Annotated in this window: 13 protein-coding genes; 11 read left to right on the top strand and 2 right to left on the bottom strand. The window is 46.4% G+C overall.

What is annotated here, in order from left to right; all coding sequences use genetic code 11:
- Positions 1-343: 343 nt before the first annotated feature.
- Positions 344-1,681 (bottom strand): tRNA lysidine(34) synthetase TilS, encoded by a 1,338-nt coding sequence (tilS, locus tag DWW52_RS10620; protein WP_118715488.1) that lies wholly within the window; start codon positions 1,679-1,681, stop codon positions 344-346.
- Between the two features lie 84 nt (positions 1,682-1,765).
- On the bottom strand, positions 1,766-3,616 hold the full coding sequence (locus DWW52_RS10625) for a hypothetical protein (protein WP_118715489.1): 1,851 nt from the start codon (positions 3,614-3,616) through the stop codon (positions 1,766-1,768).
- 234 nt (positions 3,617-3,850) lie between these two features.
- Between DWW52_RS10625 and DWW52_RS10630 the strand changes: the two genes are divergently transcribed.
- From DWW52_RS10630 to DWW52_RS10680, 11 genes are all read left to right on the top strand, one after another.
- Positions 3,851-4,411, top strand: coding sequence for an RNA polymerase sigma-70 factor (locus DWW52_RS10630; protein WP_148315356.1), 561 nt, complete (start codon positions 3,851-3,853; stop codon positions 4,409-4,411).
- A 69-nt stretch (positions 4,412-4,480) separates the two neighbouring features.
- Positions 4,481-5,641 (top strand): FecR family protein, encoded by a 1,161-nt coding sequence (locus DWW52_RS10635; protein ID WP_118715491.1) that lies wholly within the window; start codon positions 4,481-4,483, stop codon positions 5,639-5,641.
- Positions 5,642-5,777: 136 nt separating this feature from the next.
- Positions 5,778-9,086: a SusC/RagA family TonB-linked outer membrane protein gene (locus DWW52_RS10640; protein ID WP_118715665.1), complete on the top strand. Its 3,309-nt coding sequence runs from the start codon at positions 5,778-5,780 to the stop codon at positions 9,084-9,086.
- 20 nt (positions 9,087-9,106) lie between these two features.
- On the top strand, positions 9,107-10,585 hold the full coding sequence (locus DWW52_RS10645) for a RagB/SusD family nutrient uptake outer membrane protein (protein WP_118715492.1): 1,479 nt from the start codon (positions 9,107-9,109) through the stop codon (positions 10,583-10,585).
- A gap of 34 nt (positions 10,586-10,619) precedes the next feature.
- Positions 10,620-11,480, top strand: coding sequence for a DUF4843 domain-containing protein (locus DWW52_RS10650; RefSeq protein ID WP_118715493.1), 861 nt, complete (start codon positions 10,620-10,622; stop codon positions 11,478-11,480).
- A 23-nt stretch (positions 11,481-11,503) separates the two neighbouring features.
- Positions 11,504-13,045, top strand: a complete 1,542-nt coding sequence (locus DWW52_RS10655; protein WP_118715494.1) for a PKD-like family lipoprotein — start codon at positions 11,504-11,506, stop codon at positions 13,043-13,045.
- Positions 13,046-13,049: 4 nt separating this feature from the next.
- Positions 13,050-15,239, top strand: a complete 2,190-nt coding sequence (locus tag DWW52_RS10660) for a TlpA family protein disulfide reductase (RefSeq protein ID WP_118715495.1) — start codon at positions 13,050-13,052, stop codon at positions 15,237-15,239.
- A gap of 151 nt (positions 15,240-15,390) precedes the next feature.
- A complete protein-coding gene (locus DWW52_RS10665; protein WP_118715496.1) occupies positions 15,391-15,903 on the top strand; it encodes a TlpA disulfide reductase family protein in 513 nt (170 codons plus the stop codon).
- Between the two features lie 638 nt (positions 15,904-16,541).
- Positions 16,542-17,066, top strand: a complete 525-nt coding sequence (locus DWW52_RS10670) for an RNA polymerase sigma factor (RefSeq protein WP_158582563.1) — start codon at positions 16,542-16,544, stop codon at positions 17,064-17,066.
- A 173-nt stretch (positions 17,067-17,239) separates the two neighbouring features.
- Positions 17,240-18,406, top strand: coding sequence for a FecR family protein (locus DWW52_RS10675; protein ID WP_148315357.1), 1,167 nt, complete (start codon positions 17,240-17,242; stop codon positions 18,404-18,406).
- 154 nt (positions 18,407-18,560) lie between these two features.
- On the top strand, positions 18,561-22,088 hold the full coding sequence (locus tag DWW52_RS10680) for a SusC/RagA family TonB-linked outer membrane protein (RefSeq protein WP_233556831.1): 3,528 nt from the start codon (positions 18,561-18,563) through the stop codon (positions 22,086-22,088).

The following is a 22,088-nucleotide window of genomic DNA, read 5'->3' on the forward strand; positions in this document are numbered from 1 at the left end:
AGTGTTTATTATTGTAGGTAATTGTAAAAAATGATGAATTGTATAATTTTGTTATAATTGTCTCGTGATTTTTTATTAAGCTATAGTGTTGATACTTAGTATTTCTTTGGCGTTTCGACGTGTTCTTGTCGGTGTCTCGTCTGTAAGTTAACGATAAGTTGCCGATAAGTTACCGATAAGTTGCCGATAGGTACCGTATATTTATCCCTGATGTCGTGTTGGGGTGTTGTGAAGATATAGGAGAGATACCCTTGAGGCTACTCTTCGACCTTATTCCCTTCCCCTCCTTTCGGGTGGAAAGGAAATAAAGTCGATTTGCCCTTTCATTTTCAATTTTCAATTTTCAACTTTCAATTGTTTTTGATTGTTTCACCACCAGAATCCTTTTCGTGGTCGGGGATATCTTGTAACGGTCGTCGATGCGATGGCCGACAACCCAGATGATGTCTTTGCCTGATTGCAGGAGAAGGCAGTCTTTTTTCTGTTTGGCACTGAATTTTAAATCGGTGAAGAAGTCACTCAACTTTTTCTTGCTGCGTTTCATGCCTAGCGGGCAGAACCAGTCGCCCGTGGACCAGTGGCGCAACACGAGGGGATAGGTGAGTTTGGCAACGTCGAAACAGCCCGTGGAGGGATCTTGCGGTACCTCGAACGAGTCGTCGATGTCGTGTTCTTCCAGTGTGAAGGTATATTCATCCATGCGGTACTCGCCATTGTCGGCCAGCAGCGTGCGCTCGTCTTCTTTTTCGAGGATGTTGAACAGTCGCCAGTAGACCCGTCCTTTCGTGAGCAAGTATTCACCGGCCTCGAATTGCTTGCCCGGTATGGCATCACAACTGTTCAGGATGTCGTCGATCTGGGTAGAATTGAACCCGTACGGCCGTAATATCTCGAACAGGAGCGTGTAGGGTGCGGGGGTGTTGACCGTTTTCTGTATGTCGATGAGTATTTCCCCGTTTTCCTCGCTTATAACGGAGGCTTTCAGTTGTTCGATGCCGTAGCGGTAGATTTGTTCCACCTCTTTCATCGTGTCGCAGTTTTCCTGCACGGTGTTGAGGAACGAGGGATTGATCTCCTTGCAGACGGGGATGATCGTGTGGCGTATTTTGTTGCGCACGTAGTCGAGCGAGTTGTTGGTCGAGTCGGTGCGGTAGCCGAGTTGGTTTTTCTCGATGTAAGCGATGATCTCGTCCCGGGAGCGGGAGAGAAGCGGGCGCAGGATTTTATCTTTGACGGGACGGATTCCGGTGAGTCCCTTGATTCCCGTGCCGCGGCATATATTAATAAAGATGGTTTCCGCGAGGTCGTCAGCATGATGTCCCACGACGATATAGTCCATTTTCTTTTTCAGGCGCATCTCCTCGAACCAGTTGTAACGCAGTTCGCGGGCGGCCATCTCGATGCTGATACCTTTTTTACGGGCGTATTCCTGGGTGTCGAAACGTTTAACGCTCATGGGAATCCCGTAGGTCTCGCAGAAGCGTTTGACGAATTGTTCGTCCATGTTCGATTCCTTGCCCCGGAGATTAAAGTTGCAGTGCAGGGCATATATTTTCAGGTTTAGATACTTGAACGCGTGGAGCAGGGTGATTGAATCGGCTCCCCCGCTGACGGCAATGATAAATCCCGCGTTCGCGTCTATCTCGTGTTCCTTCAGGAACTGTTTTATCGTGTCCAACATAACCTCTTACTTTAATGAATAGCCTAAAGTAGCGATTTTTCTTGAAAAAAGGGCGAGAACGAGGATAAAAATGATGATTTATTTTTACCAGAAGCGTTGCTTGCCATCGCTTATTGTGAAAATACGTTCCTCGTTACCCGTGGTGTGATTGCGTAACCAGTAGATGGCGTTCGAGGGAACGTTTTCAAATTCAATCTCGTAGCTGTCGGCAATCTTGCAGCCCAAGGATTGCCAGCCGTCGAGGTTGAAGTAGAATAGTTCGTATTCGTTGCCGGGGTAGATGCCGTTCGCGTCGTTACGGGGTAGATACATGATGCTCGACACGCTGACGGGATGCCCGAAGTCGACGATCAGTCGACGGTCAATTCGCCCGTAACTGAGCGGGTTGTTGTCAAAGAGAGCGTCAAGGCGGGCTCCCCTGCCCGTGGGGTCGATAATTTTTCCGGTGATGTTACGTCCCCGGCAATCCCTGATTTGCCATTCCGCCAGTTCCACCGCTTTCGTGTGTTCGAAAAGCCAGTAGCGGTAAGTGCGGGTTGTGTCAACGGGGATAACCGTGGGATACATGTTAGGATTGTGCTCCACTCGGTGAAGGCGTACGGTGTCTCGAAAGGTCGGATCGTTAGCCGCGCGGAATGATGCTCCGACGAGAGCATTGCCATGATATACCTTATTATGGTGTAAGGGATATTTACGGGTAATTTTCAAGGTTTGCAAGCGGGTCGTGTCAGGAAGTAGCGGGAGAATATTCCCGTTTGCTTGCAGGATGAACGGGTAGGAGTAATACCGGGGATTCTCCCCTTTAAAGTAGAGGGGAAAATAGACGATGCCGGGGCCCATTTTGCGGAAATGGGCTTTTCCCCGTTTCACCCGGCTCCAGTCCACGGGCCGTAAATTTTTCCCGTTGAACACGGCGAGGTAGACGTGGCGCGTGTTTTCGGAGTGGGACGGGGAGGCAGGGGTAACGGTGACATCCCGTGTCCGCAGGTATTTGTCAGTGACATCCCGGTTGTACGGGGAGGTGAAGAAAGGCGGGATGTATTCATTCGTTTCCGGCATGGGAATTTCGTTTGCCGAGTAGGTGCGCCGGAAGACTTTCGGGGCGTTTTTCATTTCCAGTTGCCCGCCGAGGATGTCGTTGTTTTTCGGGTCGATGACGAGCGCCCACTCGTGGAACCCGTTCATGTCGGCCCAGGCGGGCACGTGGTCGATGACGGCTGGGATGCCTGCCGAGCGGTAGGCCAATAGTTGTAGTTGGCTGGAGAACACGCATTCGGAGGCGTTATAGGGTATTTCGGCTACCTGACGGCTGTCGTCGTCCATACCGAGAGCGTAACCGTGGATCATTTGCCCCATGTTGTACACGGAATGTTTCCGATCGTCGAAGTACGCGATGGCTTCCTGCAGGTGTTCTTTTTGTCGTGGAGGAAGCGAGTCTCTCCAGTAATCGAGCGGCTCGTTCCCGATGCGGTAGGGAAGAAGGTATTCGAGGAAGTCGTCGAACGTGAGTTCTTCGAGCCAGGGATAGGTGGTCCATTGCCGGAATGCCTCGTCGATATTGTGTATCAGGTACTCGGCCGTGATGTGTTCCACGTCCGGTTCCGGGCGCAGTTGCCTGAGGATACGGGGATCGCGGAGGGGCTGCATGAGAATGACTTTTCCGAGCAGGAAGGAATTGGTCGCGCTGTCGACCTTGTGCCGGAGGCCCCGTAGGTAGGGGCCGTTGAGGGTGTGGTGTCCCGGCATGTTTTCGATGAGGAACATGGCGGCCTCGCGTTTGAGGCTGTCCCGCGGGTCGAGGGAGTAATGATCCACTACTTTCCGGAGTTCCGCCCGGTTATCTCCCGCGGCTTGAAAAGCGTGTTCGAGGCGTTCGGAAGATTGCCGACAGGAACAACAAACGATGAGGATGAATGAATATATTATTATGCGCACGATCTACGGGTGTTTACGGGTTACGTTTTTTTAGTTAAGTAAAAAATGTAATGCAAAGGTAGTTAATTTATTTAAAAACTTCAACCGGTGATTTTTAGAAAAATAAGTTGAAAAGCAAGGGAAAAAGGGCGTAAAAAGAGCCGGAAATGAATAGATGGGTTTTGTTTATTAAAAATAAAATGTTATTTTTGAGATTCCGTAAATGGATGTTCCGTGAGTTTAATTTTTTAGCACTTGACAATATCTGAAGATACTTTGATAAAGAAATTTCGTGCGGGAAACAGCATGATTTTTAAGGAGATTTTCGATCGTTATTATCTCCCCGTGAAGTCGTATGCTTTCCGGTACGTGGAAGATGACGAGGTTATCGAGGATTTCGTGCAAGATGCGTTTCTCCAAGTTTGGGAGAGACGGGAACATTTCTTTTTTGTCGCTGCTATCAAGAGTTTCCTGTACACGAGCGTGCGAAACGCTTGTCTGGATCATTTGAGGCACCAGAAGGTGCGACGGCAGCATGAACCGGAACTGGTATTGTGGCTCTCGGAAGAAGGTGACGAGGAGTTCTTGCTGGAAGATGAGGTTCACGCGATGGTGTACGAGGCTATCAAAGATTTGTCGGAACAATCGAGGCGGGTGGTCATCATGACGATGGACGGGGCCTCGAATCCCGAGATTGCCGAACAACTGGGAGTTTCTGTCAACACGGTAAAGACGATAAAATTGCGGGCTTACCGGGTGTTGAGGGAACGGTTGAAAGGTCTGCAGTGGTTGTTATTACTTCTTTTCGGCGTTTAAGAAAATTTTTTTAGTAAGGGATGTCACCCTGTGAGGGGGTGTCTACGTTTTAGGGAAAATTTTATAGGAATGAAGAAGATTGATCCTAAGGTAGAGCTATTGATTTATCGCTTTTTGCGGGGAGAACTCTCTGGCGAAGAGCGGGAGGAACTGGACTGTTGGTTACAGGATGGGGAGCATCGGGTGTGGTTCGAGAATATCTGTAACAAGGAGAATATTCTGCAGAAATCTTTTCACTTTGATCGATTGAATAAAGGACGGGAGGAGAGTTGGAGACGATTGGAGAAGAGCACCGGGTTATGGCGGCGCAGGGTGATGCGGCGTTGGATGGTGGCGGCAGCTTCTTTGATGATTCCCTTGCTGGTGGGCGTGTTGTATCACGACATGTTGTGGAATAATGACCCGTTGATGCTGGTGAAAAAGACGGAGATTGTTCCGGGTGTGTCTACCGCAACATTATATCTTCCGGACGGGAAGGTGGTGGACCTGGGTAAAGATAGTGTCTGTTCGTTGAAGTTGGCGAGCGGGGGAACGTTTCAGAACGAGCGGGGTACCCTGACTTACCGGGAGGATAGCACGAAAAAGAGCGCGTTACGATACAGTGAACTTCGGATTCCCCGGGGGGGAGAGTATAAAGTGATCTTGCCGGACGGGACAATCGTGTGGCTGAATGCCGAATCGTCGCTTCGTTTCCCGAACGAGTTCTCTGGTAAAACGAGAAAGGTGTATGCGAGGGGGGAGTTGTATTTCGACGTGACGCGCAACGAGGCTCAGCCTTTCGAGGTGGAGGTCGAGGATGATTACACGATCGAGGTGTTGGGAACGGAGTTTAATGTACGGGCTTATCAGGATTCTCCTTGTGCCACGACTTTGGTGAAAGGAAGCGTGCGGGTGAAAGGGAAGGATCAGGAGGTTTTGCTGAAACCCGGGCAACAAGCCGTGGAAACGGGCGACGGGAAGAGAATCGAGGTGAAGGATGTTGACGTGGGGCCGTGTATAGCGTGGCATAACGGGTTGTTCTATTTCGACCAAACCCCTTTGGAGGATATCATGGAGGAGTTGGCACGCTGGTATGACGTGCAGGTGTTTTTCGAGAACGAGAGCGTGAAGAACGAGTGTTTTTCTTTAGAGATGAAACGCTTTGATGATTTTAACCGGGTGTTGAGTTTGATCGAACACACGGGAATGGTAAAAATAACAGTAAATGAGCATGTAGTAACCGTGAGATAAAAAAAACGGGAGATCTGGAACATCTCCCGTTAAATAAGGTGCCCGTGAGCACATTGTGAAATTTTAATGATACAAAGTTATGAAAAAATTCAGAACGAATGGGTTTTTTAGGCGAACCCATGAGAAATTTTTATTGATGACTAAGTTGACAATGCTGTTTTTGTTAACGACATTTGCCTCGGTTTCGGCCACAGCGCTGGGACAACAGACGACGATTAAACTGGATAATGTCGATCTGAAAGTTGCTTTTAACGAAATTAAACAGAAAATGGGCTACACTTTCGTGTTTAATGATCAGGTGGTGAAACAGGCGGGTAAGATTTCGGTAAACGTTACGTCGGCCGACGTGCGACAAATACTGACTAAATGTCTGGAAGGTACGGCTCTCGGTTTTTATATCGAGGATAAGATCGTGGTGATCGTGGCGAAAGCGGAACAAGCGGCCAGGGATTCGATCAAAAAGCCCGTGACGGTGAAAGGGAAAGTGGTGGATGAGAATAAACAGCCTTTACCGGGTGTGACGGTTTTATTGAAGGGAACCCGGATGGGAGTAACAACAGGTCTTGAGGGTGATTTTTCGCTGGTGGTAGCCGATACGGCACAGGCCGAGTTCGTGTTTTCATTTATCGGCATGGAGTCCCGGACCGTGGCTTACAAGAATATCCCGAAGGGGGAATGGGTGGTCGTGATGAAAGAGGAGGTGATGAAGGTGGATGAGGTGGTCGTGACCGGTATTTATTCCCGTAAGAAGGAGAGTTTCACGGGATCATCGACAACTTACACGGCCAAGGAGTTAAAAACGATCGGTAACGCGAACGTGTTACAGAGTTTAAAGACCATGGACCCTTCTTTTTCTATCCAGGAGAATAATCAGTTCGGATCGGACCCGAACCGTTTGCCGGATATTAACGTGCGGGGAAAGACGAGCGTGATCGGTTTGACGCAGGAATACGAGACGGATCCGAATCAACCTTTGTTTATTCTTGACGGTTTCGAGACGACACTGGCAACGATCAGTGATTTGAGTATGGACCGGGTGGAGAGTATCACGGTGTTGAAAGATGCTGCCGCGACAGCAATTTACGGTTCTAAGGCGGCTAATGGTGTAGTTGTGGTTGAAACGAAAGCCCCGGCCGCGGGAACTTTACGGTTGAATTATAGCGGGAATCTGAATTTTTCGTTCGCCGATTTGTCGGATTATAACCTGATGAATTCGTCCGAGAAGCTGGAATTCGAGCGGTTGGCAGGGTATTACGGTACGCTGGATGCAAACGGGGAGATCGTGGAAGAGGGAAAGCAACAATTGTATTACCAACGTCTGGCAGAAGTGAAGAGAGGCGTGGATACTTACTGGATGAGCGAGCCGTTGCGTTTCTCCACGTCACACAGTCATAATATTTTTGCCGAGGGTGGTGATGACCGGATGCGTTACGGCTTGGGTTTTAGTTATAATAAAACGCAGGGAGTGATGAAGGGGTCGGATCGTGACGTGCTGAATGGTAACGTGCGTTTGATTTATCGTTATAAATCGTTGGCTTTCACGAATTACTTGAATTTGGATTACACGATGTCTTCTCGTGAGAAGGTCGCTTTTTCGGAGTTTTCGAGGGCGAATCCTTACCACCGGAAATTGAATGAATACGGGACTCCCGACCAGGTGATGGAAACGTACACGGATATGGATGTGAATTCGTCTTCTTACACGAAAACGGTGAACGTGTACAATCCCTTGTACGATATGATGTTGAATAGTTCTGATGATAGCCGTTCTTTCGGTTTTAGGAATAATTTCGAGATCGACTGGCGGGTATTGAACGAGTTGAGAGTGAAGGGACGTTTCAGTATCACGAAGACATCGACTCGGAGCGAGGTGTTTAAATCCCCGAAGGCTTCGGAGTTTGTCGGGGCCGAGTCCACGGTGAAGGGTACGTACACGGAAACAAACGGGGAGGGATTGGATTATGATGCCGACTTTAACGTGACTTACGGAAAGTTGTTCAACGAGAAGCACATGGTGAACGCGGTTGGTGGGGTTCGTTTGGCAACGAATCAGTCAAAGTCTAGTGCTTTCGTGTCAAGAGGTTTTATTGATGACCGCTATTCGAATCCTTCCTTTTCCACGGGTTACCCGGAAGGGGGTAAACCGAGTTATTCCAACACGGAAAAACGTTCGGCCAGTTATTATTTGAATGCCGGTTACGCGTATGATAACCGCTATTTGTTGGACGCTAATTTTCGTTCGGACGGTTCTTCCGTATTCGGATTGTCGCAAAAGTTCTCGACTACCTGGGCTATCGGTTTAGGGTGGAACGTGCATAACGAGGCTTTTTTCGAGAGCGTGGATTGGCTGGATTTCTTGAAATTGCGTTTTTCTATAGGTAACCCGGGAAACCAGAATTTCGATGCTTATATCTCGATGAACGTGTACGGGTACACGACGAGTTATCCGAACCCGTTTGGGTTGAGCGCGGTGATTTCCAGTTGGGGAAATAATAATCTGGAATGGCAGAAGACGATCGACAAGAATTTCGGTATTGATATGGAGTTTCTGAATCGACGTTTGAAATTGACGGTGGATTATTTTATCAAGAATACCGACCCGTTGCTTGTGTTCGTGCAATTGCCGACATCCACGGGAACGAGTACGGCTCCGATGAACTTGGGTAAACAGATGTCCAAGGGTGTCACGGCAGTGTTGAATTTCACGGTGTTGCAAAGAGAAGGGGTGAATTGGAGTTTTAACGCGAATGCGCGTCATATTACTTACGAGTACAAGAATATCGGTACGGCGTTGGACAAATATAATCAGGATAACCGGAGTTCTAATCTGGTGCGTTATTACGATGGTGGCAGTCCGTCCGATTTATGGGCTGTTCGCTCTGCCGGAATTGATCCGGGAACGGGACGGGAGATTTTTATCAAGAAAGACGGAACGCAGACTTTCGTGCATGACTACGCGGATGAGGTGGTTGTCGGGAACTCGGACCCGAAGGTAGAAGGGGTGATCGGAACGTCGTTTTATTATAAAGGTTTTTCGGCTTCCGTGAATTTGCGCTATCGTTTGGGAGGACAGATTTTCTTGTCAACGCTTTATGACAAGGTAGAGAATATCTCGGAAAATGCCTTGAAGTACAATCAGGATAAGCGTGCCTTGTACGACCGGTGGCAGAAACCGGGAGACGTGAGCAAGTTTAAGGCCATTTCGCTGAACGAGTCCACGCCGATGTCGTCCCGTTTCGTGGCGGACGAGAACACGTTGAGCGGGGAATCTATTTCCCTCGGGTACGAGACGCAGGCAAGGTGGTTGCAGTATATAGGAGCTTCGTCCATGACGATACGGGGGTACATGAACGATATATTCCGGATTTCCACGGTGAAGAACGAACGGGGATTGGATTATCCTTTTGCCCGCTCGGTGGCTTTTTCTCTTAGCGTGAGATTTTAATGACTTAAAGTAGATAGATTATGAATACAATAAATAAGATAAAATCGGTGTTCGTTACCGGACTGGTGATGTTGCTGGTGTCGTGTAACTCGTGGTTGGACGTGGACCCGGAGGACAGAATCATGGAGAACTCTCTGTTCAAGGATAAAGAAGGGTTTATGACCGCGCTGAACGGGGTGTACTCGGATATGAACAAGAGTTCTTTATACGGGCGTAATTTGACGGTGGGGATGATCGACGTGATGGCCCAGTATTATAATTGTAATATTTCCGAGCATTCTTTCCTGACGTACATGGAGTATTCTTATGACGGAAGTGTTTATAAGGGACAATTTGACGCGATCTGGTCGGGGATGTACACGTTGATAGCCAATTGTAATGCTATTATCGAGCATTGCGGGGAGCAGAATCCGGTATTGCCGGACGTGTATTTCAAGATGGTCAAGGGGGAAGCAATCGGGTTGCGGGCGATGATGCATCTGGATTTGTTGCGTATGTTCGGGCCGATCTGGTCGGAAACGGGGAAAGAGACGGTTTGTATTCCTTATATGACGCGTTCGGATCGGACGGTACAACCCCTGCTGAAGGCCGATAGCGTGATGATTTATATTATCCGGGATTTGGAAACGGCTTCCAGCTTGTTGTCAACGGTTGATCCGGTGATCACGGAAGGGGCGAAGAATTATGATGCCGAGATGGGGTCCAATGATATGAATTATCGTCAATACCGGATGAATTATTTTGCGGTGAATGCTTTGCTGGCGAGAGCTTATTTGTGGAGCGGTAACAAGCAGAAAGCCGGGGAGTATGCCCGGACGGTGATTGAGAAAGTGAATAACGAGGCGAATCCCCTGTTCCCGCTGGTGAATGCCGACTACATGGCTGCGAATGCCGACCGGGTATTTTCGCCGGAAGTGTTATTCTCGCTTTATAATACCTCTCGTTCGGATGCCGTTTACAAGGCTTTGTTTATCCCGACGTTGGCGACCACGAGATTGCTGACCATGGCGGGTGATCTGTCAACGGGACGCGTGGCTAACACGTATGATGATAAAAACGATTATCGCTACCGGATGTGGGAACAAACCGTGCAAAATAACCAGACGGTGACGTATTTTACCAAGTTTATCGACGAAACGGTGACCGGGGCGGAGGCTTATCGCTACATGATGCCTTTGATTCGTGTGAGCGAATTGTACCTGATCGCCGCGGAGTGCGAGACCGAGGTACAGGGTGCGTTGGAGAAGTATTTCAACCCGCTTCGTTTCAGCCGGAATTGCGTGAACCAGAACGCAACCTCGGAGGAAGAGTTAAAGACGTTGATCCGGGCGGAGTACGTGCGGGAGTTTATCGGGGAGGGACAGTTGTTCTTCTATTACAAGCGTAACGGGTTGCAGCATATCCCGGATGGCGGAACCGAGAATAGCGTGAAGAATATCAGTTTGGATAGCTATGTATTTCCTTTGCCCGATAGCGAGACGAGTCAACGGGCGGAGTAACGGATGATAGGTCTTACTTTAATAAAATATAGATATGAAAAGAATATTATATATGTTGGCTTTCGTATGGATGGGTATCGGTATGATAAGCTGCGAGAAGGATCTGATGGATTATGAGGGGGAAGAAGGCGTGTATTTTTACGTGCAATGGGGTGCCGCTTGGGGAGATACTACCGTGTGGGCGAACCAGTCGTATACGCCGGTTGAATTCGTGAATGTTGCCGGGAACACGCATGAGGTGAAAGTGCGGATCATGGCAACCGGAAGGGTGAAGGATTACGATCGTACTTTCCGCCTGACAGTTGACAAGGACACGACTACTGCTGTCGAAGGGCTTAATTACGAGACTTTCCCGGAAGAACAGGTGTTGAAGGCCGGAACGACTTACACGGACGTGACGATTGAAGTGAAAAGGAATGAAAATATACAGGAAGAGGAGCGAGTGTTGGGATTGAGGTTGTTGCCCACGAGTGATTTGTCTATTGCTATCCCGGAATGGAAGAAGATTTCGGGCATGTGGTCGAGCGAGGGGCAACAGGTGTTTGATGCTTCCGTGCATAAAATCATCATGAGTGATTTTATCGTGAAACCGAAACAGTGGATCGGGGGTGTCTATGACCAGCCGGGAGATACGGAAAGCGGCCGTTGGGGCGTGTTCACGGTGAAAAAGTACCGGTTGATCTGTGACCAGTTTAATCTGACGTACGAGGATTTCCAATCGGAAGCAACCATGCCGGGTGCTAAACAGGCCGTGATTCAGGAACACATGGCGAAGTACTTGCAGGAGCTGTATGATAACAAAACCCCGGTGTTGGAGGATGACGGGCGGTTGATGTGGTTTATGGGAGTTTCTTGGACTTCCGTGGTGGGTGTGCCTTGGGTACCGGAACAATAGTTGAACGTATAAATCTGTATATTATGAAACGAAATATAATATTGTTTGTAGTTATCGCGTTGACTTGTGGGATCGTGGCCTGTTATGATGACAAGGGATCATACGATTACCACGAGGTGAACGAGGTCGAAGTGGATGAACTGGGAGACGGTTACAGCATGATCTTCAAGAAAGATACCTTGAAGATAACCCCCAAGTTGAATTTTTCAATGGATAGTTTGAATCCGGATCGTTACGAGTACGAGTGGAAAGCGGTTCCCGGATTGTCAAACGAGAATCCGGGGGGGATTATCGGTACCTCTCGGAACTTGAATTATTTTATAGAGCTTTATCCCGGATCGTATTCGATTTATTTGAAGGTGCGGGATAAACAGACCGGATTGCTGTGGATGAACTACACTTCCCTCACCGTGCGGACGGAAGTGTCGAGAGGATTCCTGTTGGTGGGCGAGGATGAAGAGGGATACGTGGATGTTGATATGATTTCTATGCCCGGGGATACGATCGTGTTGAAGAGCTTGTTGGCCAACAACGGGTTGCCGCCGATGAAGGGGGCGAGGGGAATATTGTACACGGGAGCTTATACTGCTAGCATGGACCCGTACGTGAAGTTGTGGGTGATGAGTGAGGAACGTTCTTATTACGTGAACACGACCACTTTTGAAGGTGATCCGTTGAACACGTTCGAGCGGATGGTGTACAGTTCATTCGATATGCCGGAAGAGATGAATCCGGTGCATTTTGTAGCGAAATCAAGAGCCGGGGCGATGTCTACTAACCGGATGGTGGTTTGTGATAACGGTTACGTGTTCATGGCCTCTCTTTATAGCGGGGATTTTTACGCGAACCCGATGAACCGGGCTTCCAAAACGCAGGATGTTTTGTTCAAAGCCTACCCCTATATCTTCTCGGCTCCGGGATACGTGTACGGGGCGGTGCTTTACGATACGGATGATAACCGTTTCTTGCGGTTCGGGACGTTTGATACCTATTCTCGTGAATTGTCGGATGCCGCGGGTGATGTGTTCCCGTGGATACAGCCCGAAGGACGCATGTTGTGGTATGCCGAGAACACGATGGACACGGAAGGCGGTAGTTCTAACGGAAACTCGTTTGCCTTGATGAAAGACACGGAGACGGGACAGTTCCACATTTATAAGTTCTATGCTTATAGTAGTGCATTGAAAAGAGGGTATTACGAGATCAAATCATCATTGGCTACCGATTTAGCCCGTGCGGAATTGTTCGCATTCTCTTCGAAACGTACGTTGTTCATGTATGCCGTGGGTAGTAAACTGTATGCTTACGACTATAACAAGGGATACGAGAAATTGTATTCAATGGATATGGGGGACGAGATTACCATGTTGAAGTTTGATCTTCAGGCGGATGGAACGTATAATGATTTATACGTGGCCACCTACAACAGTGCCACGGGTGGAACTTTGCAGAAATACACGCTGGGAACCGACCAGAATACGTTCGAGTTGAAGCCGGACGAGAGATGTTGCTGGACGGGGTTGGTGAAAGTGAAGGATATGGATTGGAGAAATAGCACGAAGTAATTTTATGAAGAAACAGATAATTGTATTATGGATGATAGCGGTTATATTGCCGCTATCATCTTTTGCCCAAGGGGTTGATTTTAGGGATTTGACGATGCAGGAAGCGTTGGATGCAGCCGCGAAAGAGAAGAAACTGGTATTCGTTGATTTCTACACGACGTGGTGCGGGCCTTGCAAGAAGATGTCGGCGGAGGTTTTCACGCGGGCACAGGTCGGGGAGTTTTTTAACAAGGCGTTCGTGAACCTGAAACTGGATGCGGAGAAGGGCGAGGGGAAAATTGCGGCTCGGAAATATAACGTCAGCGCTTACCCGACTTTCGTGGTGCTGAACCCGGAAGGGACGGAAGTGTATCGTACCGTGGGAGCGATGGAGGCAGATGCGTTTGTCGAGAAAGTGCGTAAAGGTATTGATCCGAAGTGGTCTCCCGATGGATTAACCCGCCGATACGGGAAGGGAGAACGGACTCCCGAGCTGGTGAACGATTATGCCATGTTGATGATGGAGCAGAAGAAATACGAGGAGGGTGAACGGGTGATAACCGAGTATTTCGGGAAGTTGTCGGACAAGAGAAGAGTGAAGCCGGAGAATTTCTTCTTGTATTCTCGCTACGCCTTGAACGCCGCGGATCCGAAGGCGGATTATATGTTCGCTAATAAAGAGCGTTTCGTGAAATTGAATGGGCGGGAGAATGTAGAGAAGTTGTTGTATAACTGGTTGAGACAGCAAGTGATGCCTTTTATCTCGGTTCGGATGATTTCGGACACGTTGGTTAACGAAAAGAAGTGGCAACAATTGAAAGAGAAGATACAACGTGCGGACTTGGCAAACGGGGAAAATTTGATGAATCTGGAAGAGATTGCCGAGGTGCGGTTGAAAGGGAATCTGAAAGAGTACTTGGAAGTTTGTCGGGAGAAGTTCCCGCGACTGGAATCCCGGGATCGGTTTTCTATACTTATTGACTTCGGGGCTTTGAAGGATCAAGATGGGGAGGTGCGACAAATCGCGGTGGATTTGTTGAAGGCGAACTTGGATGTGGTAGACGGGTTGAGCCAGCGGGTGTTGTACATGACGATGCTGGATCTGGAAGGGAAGAAGGAATTCCGTTTGCGTGCCGCAATTGACGGGGTGGAAAAAGGGAAAGTGATGATGTCTTATTATTTTAAAGGAAAATTCGTGCAAGAGGAGTACGAGTTTGACAATCATATGCTGGATATCAGTATTGCCGGGAAAGATACTTTATCCGCGGGAATAAGATTCCTGTGCGATGAATTGGCTACCCCAACGGCCCGGGGGAATAATCAATATCCTCATTTCAGTATTATGATCGTGCCGGGAGAATTTGCCGTGTTGAAATTAAATCTGGAAAAAGGAAAGGTTCCCGTGGTAAAATGGGATAGAGGAGGCCCTGTTTCTCACGATTTTATTCGCTTGAATTATGATTTATTGACCCCGGAAGAGAAGGCTTATAACCAGTTGATGGTTGATAACGTGATTCAAGGGGGAGATATCCGGGATTATCCTGCTGAATTCCAGGCATCGTGGGAAGCGAACAAGCGTAAGATTATGGAATTCGTGCGGAATAACACGAATAGTTATGTTTCTGCCGTGGAGTTGGCCGAGCATTATATCTGGTTTGACGAGAATGAAACGGAGAACATTTATAACCGTTTCCCGTCAAGTGTTCAGAATACCCCGTACGGGCAATTGCTGAAACGACGTTTGGATAATGGTCGGGAGTTCAGAACGGGAAAACCGGCAAAACACTTTGTCAAGAAGGATATGAACGGGAAGACGGTGTCCCTCGACGGGTTGAAAGGGAAATACGTGTTGCTGGATTTTTGGGGGAGCTGGTGCGGCCCTTGTCGGGAATCACATCCTCACTTGAAAGAATTGTACAAGAAATATAAGAACCGGGTGGCTTTTATTAACGTGGCCCAGGAGAACGTGCGAGATATCGCGGAAGCCCGGAAATTGTGGAAGACTGCCGTGAAGGAGGACGGGATGACTTGGACCCAGATTCTTAATAACGAGGGACGGGAGGAGTGTGATATGATTCGTTTGTTTGGAATCTCTTCTTTCCCGACCAAGGTGTTGATTGATCCGGATGGCGTTGTGGTTGCCCGGATGATCGGGGCGATGGTGGATGCCGGGGAGGTGTTGGAAAAAGCGTTATCATCCCAGTCTGTTAATTGACGGGAGACGCGGGTTTATTGGGACTCTCACGGGTTGAAAATTGACCGATAGTAGGCTGTTTGGTATCATGCCAAACAGCCTTTTTGGTTGGTAAGTGCATGATTATTAAAAAAATCATTATCTTTGTCTTAAACCAATTAAAGAAAAGGGTATGAAAAGGGTATTATTACTTGCAGTTTATTTGTTGGCTTTGGGGTGTTTGACAGAGGGGAAGGCACAGGCAAAAGAGACGTTGGTGAAGGTCGGGGATGATGTTCCCGAATTCGTGGTAGAGATGTTCGACGGGAAGAAAATCGATATTAAAGATTTGAAGGGAAAAGTTGTTTTAATTAATTTCTGGGCGACGTGGTGTCCCCCGTGTCAGGAGGAATTGAAACGGGTTCAGAAGGAAATTATCGACCATTTCAAGGGGAAAGATTTTGTATTTCTAGCTGTATCCCGGGAGGAAACACGGGAACAGGTGGCGAAGTTCCGGGAACGAAACGGTTACACATTCCCGATGGGACTAGATCCGGATCGTAAGATTTATTCGAAGTTTGCCACGGCAACTATCCCAAGAAACTTTGTCATTGACAAGAAAGGAAAGATTGTCGCTATCGAGATCGGCTACACGAAGGAGTCCTTTGCCGAACTGATCCAGAAGATCGAGAAATTGCTGAAATAAGGTTTCCATAGACTGATTTCAAGTTATAAAGATTGCCCCGACATAATGACATCACTACAAAGTGTTGTTGTTGTGTCGAGGCCGTGTTTTTACTTGAGGGAAACGAGTGAGCGGGGATCGGGGTGTTGGGGTTTTACAGGCTGGATCGGTATTATATTTGGATAGTCGTGTTGTTGTGTAAGTGTTTTCTAAATAAAGTGTAAAGCTTGCTCCTCTTCGATATCTTTTCGTTATACTATCGTTAAACTGTTGTTATATAGAACGAAGATATATCGAAAGTATATCCTAGAGATAAGGGAGAGATGTAAGCCCAAAAGAAACGATGGAATGAAGCAGGTACGAGGGTGTTTTTCGGGGAGTAGATGATTATCCGAGAGTCTGCTATAAAATAATTAGAATTCTTTTGGGTACGGTTTCATCTTTTGTTCGTGAAATGTAATATCTTTGCCTTTAGTATTAATAAAGGATCGTTTATTGATATTGTTATTGATAGAAGATGCAATTAATGTATGTTTTTGGTGTGTAGTTAATTAGTTTTTTTACAAAAATAGAGATTCGTGTAATTATTGTTATTTTGTAGAGGTTAATAAACGATCATTTTTTTGTTATCGAGGATGATACAGGTGAAGAAGATAAATATGCGACGAAGAGAGGTGTTTGATAGCCATTTCCGGCTTTATTATCAGGCACTTTGTTATTTTGCATATCATTATCTGAAGGAGCAGGAAGAAGCGGAGGATATCGTGCAGGAGATTTTCATGAAATTGTTGGATGGAGCCGAATGTTTTGATAACGAGGAGCATCTGAAACACTATCTTTATAAGGCTGTACGTAATAGTTGTTTGAATCATATAAAATTAACGGGAATTCATTCCGATATATTAGAAGGTATCCAAAAGAATACTTCTGAAGATGAAAATAATTTCTTCGAGAACGTGGTACGTGCGGAAATATATCAGGAGATCATGCAGGCTATTCAGGAATTACCAACCGAGTGCGGACGCGTTTTTAAGTTAGCTTACGTGGACGGTTTTAGTAATGACGAGATTGCTACCCAGTTATCTATTAGCGTGAACACGGTAAAAGCCCAGAAAAATAAGGCAAAGATTCAATTGCGGGAGAAATTGAAGGGATTGTATCCGATTCTATTTTTATTTCTTTAGCTTTTTCAAAGTTCCAGTTTTAAATTCTTTTTTCTTTTTCTAATGTTTATATCGGTCAGAAAGATTGGTATAATGGATGTTAGGTGAGGTCTGAGAATAAGAATAAAAAAAGTCGAGTTTCGCGTAATCCTTTTTTCGGAGTTATTTGTTTTAAGGGAAATTTGACGAAAGAGATGAAGAATCCATTTAAGTTTGCAAGAGAATTATTACGGTATACCCGAGGAGAACTTTCCAAGGAGGAGGAAGTGGGGATTGAGGGTGTGTTGTCTGAAATGAAGGGAATGAGGGAGTTGTCCGAGGAGTTAAAGGATCGAGAGCGTATCGAGAAGGAGATACGTTTGATTGAAAAATTTGATACCGAAGAGGCGTTAAGCAAAATAAGAGAAAAGCGAAAAGGGAGAAAGTTATCTTTTATTCCTTGGGTTGCGGCAGCATCCGTTATTTTGATTGGCGGGGTTTCCGTGTTCCTGTTACAGGAACAAAAGAAAGAGGCGGGGAATTTACCTGTTGCAGAAAGAGTAGAGCCGGGTAAGGCGACGGTCACTTTGGAGATGGCTTCCGGACTTAAGTATCGTTTGGATACCTTGTCAGCGGTTGTTCGTAATAATCGTGCGAATGTAGATTTCAATAACGGGGATGGTGTGTTGAAAATTCAAGAGCAGGATGCTGATGCGAAAAAGCAGGTGACGGAGCAGGATTACAATACGATTACGGTTCCGTACGGGGGAACTTACTCTATCGAATTGTGTGATGGCACAAAGGTATATTTGAATTCGGGTACGGTTTTAGAATTTCCTTCCCGTTTTAGTGGGTCTCAACGTGAGGTTAAATTGAAGGGAGAGGCTTATTTCGAAGTCGCAAGAGATGAACGTAAACCCTTTATAGTAAATGTCAACGAGATGTCGGTGAAGGTGTTGGGCACATCTTTCAACGTGAAGTCTTATGTTGACGAACCCGGCGTGTACACGACTCTGGTAAATGGTAGTGTGGCAATTGTTCGTGATGGGCAACCGGAGAAAGTGATCAAACCGGGCGAACAGGCATACTATAACAAGGGGGTCGGAACGTTGAGCGTGACAGAGGTGGATGTTGCTGAATTCACGGCTTGGAAGGACGGGATGTTTTATTTCAAGGACATCACGTTGGAAGAGATATTGCGGATTGTGTCCCGTTGGTATGATCTGGACGTGTTCTACATGAATCAGGGAGCCAGGAGCGTGGTATATAGCGGGAAATTACCCATGTATTCTTCGGTAGAGGATGTTTTACGCAAGTTTGAGCTTTCGGGGGAAGTCCGGTTCGAGCTAAAGGGAAGAACGTTGACTGTTTTAGATAAATAAAAAAACGGGATTGGGCAATCCCGTTTTACTTACACGCTCGTTGGGCAACGAGCAAAATAAATGTTTAATTTAATTGTGTTACAAATCTATGAAAAAAAATTGGGATTTGTTGCTAATCTTTTGGCGACATAGGAAAACTAAATTCTTTTTGCGCATGAAAATCTTGATGGTTTTATTGTTAGTGGGAGGAATGCATCTTTCTGCTACGACATTTTCTCAGACGAGAGTATCTTTGAAAATGACAGACGTGACAGTTCAGGAGGTTTTTTCGAGTTTGGAGAAAATGACGAATTATACTTTTCTCTACAAGTTGGATTTAGTGGGAAAATGTGGGAAGGTGAACGTGGATGTTACGAACGAGGATTTCAGCCAATTGTTGAAGGCGTTGTTGAATCCGTTAGGTTTGTCTTTTACGATAGATGATCAAGTAGTGATTGTCACGAGGGCGAAGATCGGGGACGAGAAGAAGGAGATCACGATCAAGGGACGTGTTTTCATGAAAGACAGTACAGGGGTTCCCGGGGCAACGGTCATATTAAAAGGGACTTCTACCGGGGTGATCACGAATATGGCAGGAGAATTTGTTATCACGGTTCCGTATGTAGAGTCTCCCGTGTTAGTATTTTCTTTCTTGGGTATGAAAACCCGGGAGGTTAAATATGTTGGACAGAAACAGATGTTGGTGTTGATGGAGGAGGATACGAAGACGATGGACGAGGTTGTCGTGACTGGGTATCAGCGCATCCGGAAGTCGGATATGGTGGGTTCAACGAATACCGTCAAGCGAGAAGATTTGTTTTTTGACGGAACTAATTCCATTGAACAGATGTTGCAGGGAAAATTACCGGGTATGTTGGTGATGAATACTAGTGGCTTGGTCGGAAAACGGCAGAAAGTGCGTGTTCGGGGTACGTCAACTTTGTTGGGTAATCAAGAGCCAGTTTGGGTGATTGACGGAATTATTCAAGAGGACCCGCTTCCTTTTAAAAGTCGGGAATTGGATAGTTTTGGAAATATATCGTCGGATAATTTTGATACGGTGAAGGATTTCGTCGGGAATGCGATTGCTTGGTTGAATCCGAATGATATCGAGGATATTACCGTGTTGAAAGATGCTTCAGCCACGGTAATGTATGGTGTGAAAGCCGCTAACGGGGTGATTATTATTAAGACGAAACAGGGGGAAGCCGGAAGAATGTCGGTTAGTTATAGTGGCAATATGTCTATAACTCCTCGTTTGACCTACGAGAAAATGAATTTGATGAATTCAAAAGAGCGCGTAGATGTTTCTCGCGAGATTTATGAACGAGGGTTGACATCGAATCAGCGTCCGTTGGAAAAGATCGGTTATGAAGGTGTTTTGGGGCGTTATCTGGCGAAAGAGATTTCATACGATATGTTTAACGAGGAGGTGAAAAAGTTGGAAACCCAGAATACGGATTGGTTCAAGTTGTTGTTCCGTAATAGCGTAAGTATGAATCATAGTTTGAGTTTATCGGGCGGAACGGATAAAATCAGTTATTATGGTTCGGTAAATGCTACTATCAACAAAGGAACTTCGATTGGTAACGAGAGTACAACATACAGTGCTTCGGTTGGGTTGAATGCGAAGGCCGGGAAAAAAGTTGACCTGAGTTTAAGGCTCAGCGGTTCCACTTCTGAAACAAAGGGGTATTATCAGGTTGATCCTTATGGTTACGCGTCAACAGTGAGTCGCGTGATCCCTTGTTTCTCGGAGGATGGAGAAAAGTTTTTCTATAAGGATACGGACGGGTATATGTACAATATTTTGAACGAAATTTCCACGACCGGTAATAAAAATACAAGTCGTACGATGGGTGTTTCAGCCAGTTTGCGTTGGGATATTTTGGAAGGTTTGCAATTCGAGAGTACGTTTGGGGCAAACACCTCCAATGTCGTGGGTGAGTCGTTTGCGGATGAACAGAGTCGATATATCACGGGAATTAGAGGGTATGAATTCGGCACGCAACGTCCGACGGACGAATTGTATCAACGTTCTAAATTACCCCATGGTGGAGAATTGAACACGACGGAGGATCGTAATTTTAATTACACGTGGAGAAATTCTTTATCCTATAATTATGTTCTTGCCGAAAAGCATCGTTTTAGCTTGATGATCGGTCAAGAGTGTCGTAGTAATAAATATGACGGGACGTCTTCTACGATCTACGGTTATTTCCCGGAACGGGGAAAATCCGTGTCCTTGCCCCCGACCATAATAAAGGATCAGATGGGAAAAAGCGATCGTAACGATTTGTTTGACCGATATTCTACTAACGTGATTGACCGGAAAGCTAATTACGTGGGTTTTTATGGTAGTTTTACTTACGGGTTTAACGAGAGGTACGTGTTGACGGCTAGTGTGCGTTCAGATGCATCGAACCGGTTTGGACAGGATACTCGTAATCGATTCTTGCCGGTATGGTCTTTTGGTGCTCGTTGGAATGTACATTATGAACCGTGGATGCAAAATCAACAAGTGATCAGCGATTTGAATTTCAGGGTTAGTTATGGTTGGCAGGGGAATGTAGCAGAGAATTACGGGCCCGATCTTATTGCCCGGATCGGTAAGGGAGAAGAGACAATAGATCAATCGCGGACGGGAGAGTACATGATGTTTATAAGGTCGCTGCCTTATGGAAATTTGCGGTGGGAAAAGACGAAGACGATTAATCTGGGGACGGATTTCGGGTTGTTTCAGAACAAAATCACTTGGACTATCGAGTATTATAACAAGAGAACTGAGGATATGATTATCGAGAAAAGTGTTCCTTATGCTTTTGGGGTTACTTCCATGCCCGTGAACGGGGGAAATATGACAAATCACGGGATCGAGATCTCGGTGGGTTTTACTCCTGTGCGCACGAATAATTTTACGTGGAATGTATCTATGAATACGTCTAAGAATTTCAATAAGATCGAGTCGACCCTGAATGAAAATGAAAACTGGCGGGCTGCTGCCGGTGGGAATTTGAATAAAAAAGGGTATGCCGTATCGTCTTTCTGGGCATTTGATTTCGTGGGTTTGAACCCGGAAACCGGTTCCGCCGAATTTAATATACCTTCCTTGGAAGAGAATCCGGATGGTTTGATGGATGCCACGACTTTTATGAAATACATGGGAAAGTTGGAACCGGATTTTTCAGGTGGTGTATCAATGTCATTCCGTTACAAGAGTTTGTCTTTGTCAACTTCGTTTAACTTACAGGTAGGAGGGAAAAAGTTTTTGTACGAGATGTTTGACGAATCAATCGTGACATCAACCCCGAGTGCTTATGTCAATTTGCCCCAGGAGTTAAACAAGAGATGGAGAAAGCCGGGAGATGAGAAGTTTACGAATATTCCGTCGTTGCCATCAACCAGCTCGACATATTATATACTTCCCAACAAAGCTCCGGAGTACGCACCTCGTTTGTATAATTACTCGGATGCGAGAGTGGTGAACGCTTCATTTTTGCGTTGCAATTCTTTGTCGTTGAGTTACACGCTTCCGGAGAAATGGGTGAGAAGGATGTATTTGAAAAACTTGTCGCTAAGTGCTTCTTTGAGCAATCCGTTCATGATTGTCAGCAAAGATTTGAATGGGATGGATCCGGAAGTCGCTACTGGAGCTCAACCGATTTCTCACACGTATTCATTTGGTATTAATATTAGTTTATAA

Origin of the sequence: Odoribacter sp. AF15-53, from assembly GCF_003479425.1 — a bacterium.
Classification (GTDB): domain Bacteria; phylum Bacteroidota; class Bacteroidia; order Bacteroidales; family Marinifilaceae; genus Butyricimonas.